This window comes from Streptomyces coryli, assembly GCF_011044975.1.
GTDB lineage: Bacteria > Actinomycetota > Actinomycetes > Streptomycetales > Streptomycetaceae > Streptomyces > Streptomyces coryli.
The window spans coordinates 1-5,608 of record NZ_JAAKZV010000369.1; the positions used below are offsets into that span (position 1 = coordinate 1).

The 5,608-nt window shown below is 73.3% G+C and carries 6 protein-coding genes; 1 reads left to right on the forward strand and 5 read right to left on the reverse strand.

The annotated features are described in order from the left end of the window. Positions 1–429 precede the first annotated feature (429 nt). The 5 genes from G5C51_RS39435 to G5C51_RS39455 are packed head-to-tail and all read right to left on the reverse strand — an operon-like array spanning position 430 to position 4,541. Positions 430–1,380 carry an RNA polymerase sigma-70 factor gene (locus G5C51_RS39435; protein WP_165245329.1) on the reverse strand — a complete coding sequence of 317 codons (951 nt, stop codon included), beginning with the start codon at positions 1,378–1,380 and terminating at the stop codon, positions 430–432. A gap of 59 nt (positions 1,381–1,439) precedes the next feature. Further along, positions 1,440–2,840 (reverse strand): serine hydrolase domain-containing protein, encoded by a 1,401-nt coding sequence (locus G5C51_RS39440; RefSeq protein WP_165245331.1) that lies wholly within the window; start codon positions 2,838–2,840, stop codon positions 1,440–1,442. A 22-nt stretch (positions 2,841–2,862) separates the two neighbouring features. After that, positions 2,863–3,456, reverse strand: coding sequence for a class I SAM-dependent methyltransferase (locus G5C51_RS39445; RefSeq protein ID WP_165245333.1), 594 nt, complete (start codon positions 3,454–3,456; stop codon positions 2,863–2,865). Next, on the reverse strand, positions 3,440–4,123 hold the full coding sequence (locus G5C51_RS39450) for an HAD family hydrolase (protein WP_165245335.1): 684 nt from the start codon (positions 4,121–4,123) through the stop codon (positions 3,440–3,442). The genes G5C51_RS39445 and G5C51_RS39450 overlap by 17 nt, the downstream gene beginning before the upstream one ends. A 58-nt stretch (positions 4,124–4,181) precedes the next feature. Continuing rightward, positions 4,182–4,541 (reverse strand): cupin domain-containing protein, encoded by a 360-nt coding sequence (locus tag G5C51_RS39455; protein WP_165245337.1) that lies wholly within the window; start codon positions 4,539–4,541, stop codon positions 4,182–4,184. Positions 4,542–4,612: 71 nt separating this feature from the next. On the opposite strand from G5C51_RS39455, the gene G5C51_RS39460 reads away from it, so the two are divergent. Further along, positions 4,613–5,605, forward strand: a complete 993-nt coding sequence (locus tag G5C51_RS39460; RefSeq protein WP_165245339.1) for a GlxA family transcriptional regulator — start codon at positions 4,613–4,615, stop codon at positions 5,603–5,605. The last annotated feature ends 3 nt before the right edge of the window (positions 5,606–5,608 follow it).

The following is a 5,608-nucleotide window of genomic DNA, read 5'->3' on the forward strand; positions in this document are numbered from 1 at the left end:
GGCCTGCGGGTCTACGGGAGCGGAGGTCAGGCTTGCAAGGGCGTTCGGCGGCTACGGGCTGGGCCAGGCTCCCTGGCCTCGACATCCCCTGCTGAAAAGCTTGAAGGTTACCTAACGTAACAAGGGAGCCCTAAGCGTTAGGCAAACCCCTAGCTTTTCCGCACCCCTGTGCCGAACCGCAGCCGCCAGCCAGTCGGCGACGGCCCAACGCGCCACGCCACCCACCCCCGAACACCGGACAACCGTCACCCGGCAGCGGCAAGCAACCCCCCTACCCACTCTCACCGTAGCCAGCCTCCCACCGGCACCGGGACCAAGCGGGAGGCCGGCGGCGCGACCGGCGCGCGTCCGAAGCGTGGCCGCCGAGACCCCGAGACCCCGAGACTCCGGAACCCCAGGACCCCAGGAAGGCGGGACCAGCCCCGGAAGCTACGGCTGCTCCACCGGCTTCTGCGAGTGAGCCGCATCCCGGCGCAGCTGCTTGACCTCCCGGTCGAGGGCCCAGGCGTCGGCCACCTCCCCGAGGTGGCGCAGCTTGTCCGGGTTGCTGATCGCGCGGACCGCCTGGATCCCGCCATCCGCCACATCCAGGATGACCACGTTGAGGACCTTGCCATCCCGATCGCGGAAGATCGCGCCCGGCTGGCCGTTGATCTCCTGGGGCTCGCAGGTGATGTCGATGTGGAAGACCCAGGAGAAGCCCGCGCCCAGCATCTTCGACACGCTGTCGGGGCCGGTGAGCACGCGGGACAGCGCGGGCGCCTTGCCGCCGCCGTCGCCGACCATCTGCACATCGGCGGCGAGTAGTTTCCGCAGGCCCTCGACCTCGCCCTCGCGCAGTGCCGCGAAGAAGCGCGCCGCCAGTTCCTCCTGCTCCTCGCGGCTGGCCTCGAAGCGCGGGCGGCCCGCGTCCATGTGCCGTCGCGCCCGCACCGCGAGCTGTCGTACCGCCGACTCCGAGCGCTCCACGGCCTCCGCCACCTGCGGATAGCCGAAGGCGAACACCTCGCGCAGCACGAACACCGCCCGCTCAAGCGGGCTCAGCCGCTCCAGCAGCACCAGCGCCGCGACCGATACGGAGTCGGCGAGCTCGGCCGACCGCTCCGGGTCCTGATACGGATCCTCCAGCAGCGGCTCGGGGAACCAGGTCCCCGTGTACGCCTCGCGCCGCACCCGCGCCGAGCGCAGCACGTCGATGGAGATGCGCGTGATGGTGGTGGACAGGAACGCCTTGACCGACTTCGGCTCGGTCGTCGTCTCCGCATACCGCAGCCAGGTGTCCTGCACGGCGTCCTCGGCCTCACTGACACTGCCGAGCATCCGATACGCGATCGAGAACAGCAGCGGTCGCAGCCCCTCGAACTCCTGGTCCTTCGTCATGCGGGCTCCCCTCCCAGGTACTGGTCCGAGCATGGCACAGCCGGTTGCGCCCCTCTCACTCAGAGGCCCTGCCACCCCTCGGTGCCGCCCGGCACCGGCGCCTCCGGGTCGTACGGCTGCCGGGTGAGGACGAAGGTGGCCAGGTCGAGATGGGTGACGCGGCCGTCTTCGGTACGGACCGGGCGGAGGGTCTCGCCGGTGTAGTAGCCGTCGAGGCCGGTCCAGGTGCCGTCCGGTTCCGGGCGGAAGCGGGAGGCGCGGCCGCGGCCGCCGAGCGGGGTGAGGTCCAGGGCGCGGTCGGCGTGCAGGCGCAGGGCGAAGGGGTTGGCGCCCCAGTACCAGGGGCCGGTGAGGGCGAGCAGGTCCGCGTCCGCCGCCTCGGCGGCGGGCATCGGGCGCCAGGGGTCGGGGATCTTCGGCTCGTGCTCGGCGACGATGCGGATCAGGTCCGCGGTGAGGGACCCGATCGCGGGCCCGGAGGTGACGTTCGTCAGCGCCACCGCGCCCAGGCCCTCCGCCACATCGATCAGCACGCCGGCGAGGAAGCCCGGCATCGACCCGAAGTGCCCGGCCAGCAGCCGCCCGCGGCCTTCGTCGCGGGCCGGGTCGCGGATCAGCTGGATGCCGAGCCCGAACGAACTGTCCCAGTCCCGCTCCTGCGGAGCCGCCGCCGGCTCGCGCATCTCGGCGAGGGTGGCGGCGGACAGCACCCGGTCGTCGCCCGCGGCGAGGAAGGCGGCCCAGCGGGCGAGGTCGGCGGTGGTCGACCAGTACTGCCCCGCCGGGGCCATCACGCCGGTCTCGGTGAGCGGTTCGGGCTGCATGACGTCCGCCCACGGGTGCACCGCCCAGCCGCCGGCGTGCGGCGCCTCGGGGCCGGGTGTCGTACGGGCCATGCCGAGCGGCTCGAGCACCTCACGGCGCAGCACCTCCTCGTACGGGGCGCCGCGGAGCTGCGCGACGAGGGCGCCGAGGTAGGCGTAGCCGGTGTTGGAGTAGTGGAAGCGGCGGCCCGGCGGGTGCACGGTGGGCCGGTCCTCGTACAGGGCGCCGAGTTCGGGGCGGAGCGCGCCGTCCGTCCGCTCCCACCACGGGCCGCGTGGCTCGGCGGCCAGGCCCGAGGTGTGCGAGAGCAGCTGGGCGAGGGTGGCCGACCCGTGCTGGGTTCCCGGCAGGTGCTTCTCGAGGGGATCGGCGAGGTCGACGAGCCCCTCGTCGCGCAGCCGCAGCACCTGTACGGCGATCAGGGTCTTGGTGATCGAGCCGATCCGGTACTGGGTGTCCGTATCCGGCGCGTGCCCGTCGACGCAGGTGCGACCGCCGTCCCACACCAGGGCCCCGTCCCGTACGACCGCGGCGACGAGGGAAGGCGTGCGGCCCTCGGTCTGCGCGGTGGCGATGCGGTGGAGGAGAGCGCGGCGGGTGGCGGGGAGGAGGGCGTCGGGCCCGGGTGGCGTCATGGTGCCGTTCTACAACAGCCGCTCAGGCCCGCCGCAGCGCCACCCGCGTCCAGCTGACGCCGGGGCGGCGGCGCCAGTCGGGGAAGTCCGCCTGCTCCACGAGCTCCAGGCCCTGCGCCGCGCCGAGCTCGATCGTCTCCGCCCCGCTGACCTCGTACATCCGCCGTCCCGACGGCACCGGGCCGTGGCGGAGCGTCATGAGGATCGTGCCGCCGGGCGCGAGGAGCTCCGCGAGGCGGTGCATGCCGCGGTGCCGCTCGGCCGCGTCCAGGTGCATCCATACGGCGTTGAGGTGGATGCAGTCGAACGGGCCGGTGACGGCGGCGAGTTCGGGCAGCGCGTCCTCGAGCCAGGTGATGCCGAGGCCGGGGTGCAGGCGCCTGGCGTGCGCGCGGAGGCCGTCCGTCGGCTCGACGGCGGTGACCGTGTGGCCGAGCTCGGCGAGGCCCGCGGCGTCGCGGCCCGTACCGGCGCCGACCTCCAGGATCCGGGCCGGAGTTACGGGAAAGAGGTGCAGGTCGGTGTCCGCGTGCGCCTCGGCGAAGGTCCGCTTCTGGTAGCGGGCGGCGAGGTCGTCCGCCTCCTCCTCGTAACCGGCGTTACTGGCCAGCCGCATCCCGCAGCACCCCCGGCAGCTCGTCCATGTGGTGGAAGAGCACCGTATCGGGGCCGGCCAGCCAGTCGGCAGGGGAAAGCCCGCCCGCGAAGCCGAGGACCCGCATCCCGGCGGCCCGCGCCGCCTGCACCCCGTACTGGCTGTCCTCCACCACCGCGCACACCGCCGGGTCGTAGCCCATCCGCTCGGCGGCGTGCAGGAAGAGGTCGGGCGCGGGCTTGCCGTGCGCGACCTCGGTGGCGGAGAAGATGCGGCCGGCGAAGCGGTCGTAGAGGCCGGTGCGGCCGAGGGTGCGGCGCATCTTGTCGTGACCGCCGCTGGAGGCGACGCAGGTGGGCAGCCCGGCGGCGGCGACGGCGTCGAGGGCGGCGACCACGCCCTCGACGGGTTCGAGGTCCTCGAGCCCGGCCGCGAAGCGCTCCTGGTAGCGCTGCTGCCACAGCTCCGCCTTCGCCGGGCCGAGCCGGGCGTCGAGGATCTCCCGTACGGACGCGGTGGACTTGCCCATGAAGAGGTCGACGACCTCGCTCTCGGTCAGCTCCCAGCCGAGCTCGCGGGCGACGTCGATGTCGATCCGGACGGCGAGCCGCTCGGTGTCGACGAGGACGCCGTCGCAGTCGAAGATGACCAGTTCAATGGGCTTGGAGACCTGACGCTGCACGGACATGGATGCGAGGGTAGCGGGGCGGGCGGAATGGTGGCCGGTGTGCCGCCCGCCCCGCCGCTCACACGAGCGTGCTCGTGACCAGCAGCGTCGCGCCCGTATCGGAGTACGGGGAGTGGCTGGTGCCCTTGTCGAGGACCACATAGTCGCCCTCGCGGTGCAGCCGGCCCTCGTCGACGAGGCTGCCGCTGAGGACGTAATAGCGCTCCTCGCCCCCGTGGATATCCACGCCGGGCCAGCGGGCGCCCGGCGCCCAGCGGACGATCCAGGCCTCATTGTGCGGGGTGGCGGGCAAGGTGCGGACGGTGACGCCGGGGCCGACGTCCTCCCAGGGGAGGGCGCCGGTGGCGACGAACCGGATCTCGTCGGTGGGGTGCTGGACGTGGCTCTGCGCGTCTGCCTGCGCGTTCTTCTCGGTCATGGGCACCAGCGTCCCGGGTACGGGAGGCCGCACCCAGTGACAGGTCTGACGTCAGCGAGTACTTTTCCGCCATGGCTGATGACCACGAAGGTGACCGGGCCCGCGATCGTACGCGCACGCATCGCGTCGTCGCCCTCGTCATGCCACCGCAGGCCACCTTCGAACTCTCCCTCGCCGCCGAGATCTTCGGCGTCCCGAGATCCAACCTTCCCGTCCCGTACGACTTCCGCGTCTGCGCCGAGCACACCGGCGCCGTCCCCACCCTCGCCGGGTACGACATGCACGTCGCGCACGGCCTCGAAGCGCTCACCGACGCGGACACCGTGATCATCCCGGGCAAACACCGCCCCGCCGAACCCGCCTCCCCGGCCGTCGTCGACGCGCTGCGCGCCGCGCACCGCCGCGGGGCCCGGATCGCCGCCATCTGCTCCGGCGCCTTCCTGCTCGCCGAGGCCGGGCTGCTCGACGGGCGCCGGGCCGCGACGCACTGGCGGCATGCCGCCGGCCTCGCCCTGGCCGCGCCCGCAGCGGAGGTGGACGCCGACGTGCTGTACGTGGACGACGGCGACATCGCCACCAGCGCGGGCAGCGCCGCCGGCATCGACCTGTGCCTGAGCCTGGTCCGCCGCGACCAGGGGGCGGCCTATGCGGCGCAAGTGGCGCGGAACATGGTGGTGCCGCCGCAGCGTGAGGGCGGCCAGCTGCAGTACGCCGACCGGCCGCCGCAGGAGACGGGCGGAGAGTCGCTGGCGCCCGTACTGGAGTGGGCCGAGGCGCGGCTAGCCGAGCCGATCGGGGTGCCTGAACTGGCGGGCAGGGCCGGTCTTTCACCGCGCACGCTGGCCCGGCGCTTCGAGGCGGAGCTGGGGACGACCCCGGGGCGCTGGCTGCTGGCACGGCGGGTGGCCGCGGCGCGGGCGCTGCTGGAGGAGACGGATCTGCCGGTGGAGTCGATCGCGACGCGCGTCGGGCTGCATTCGGCGGTGAATCTGCGGCGGCGCTTTCAGCAGGCGGTGCGGACGACGCCGGGGGCTTATCGGCGGGCGTTCCGGACGGAGGGGTAGCGG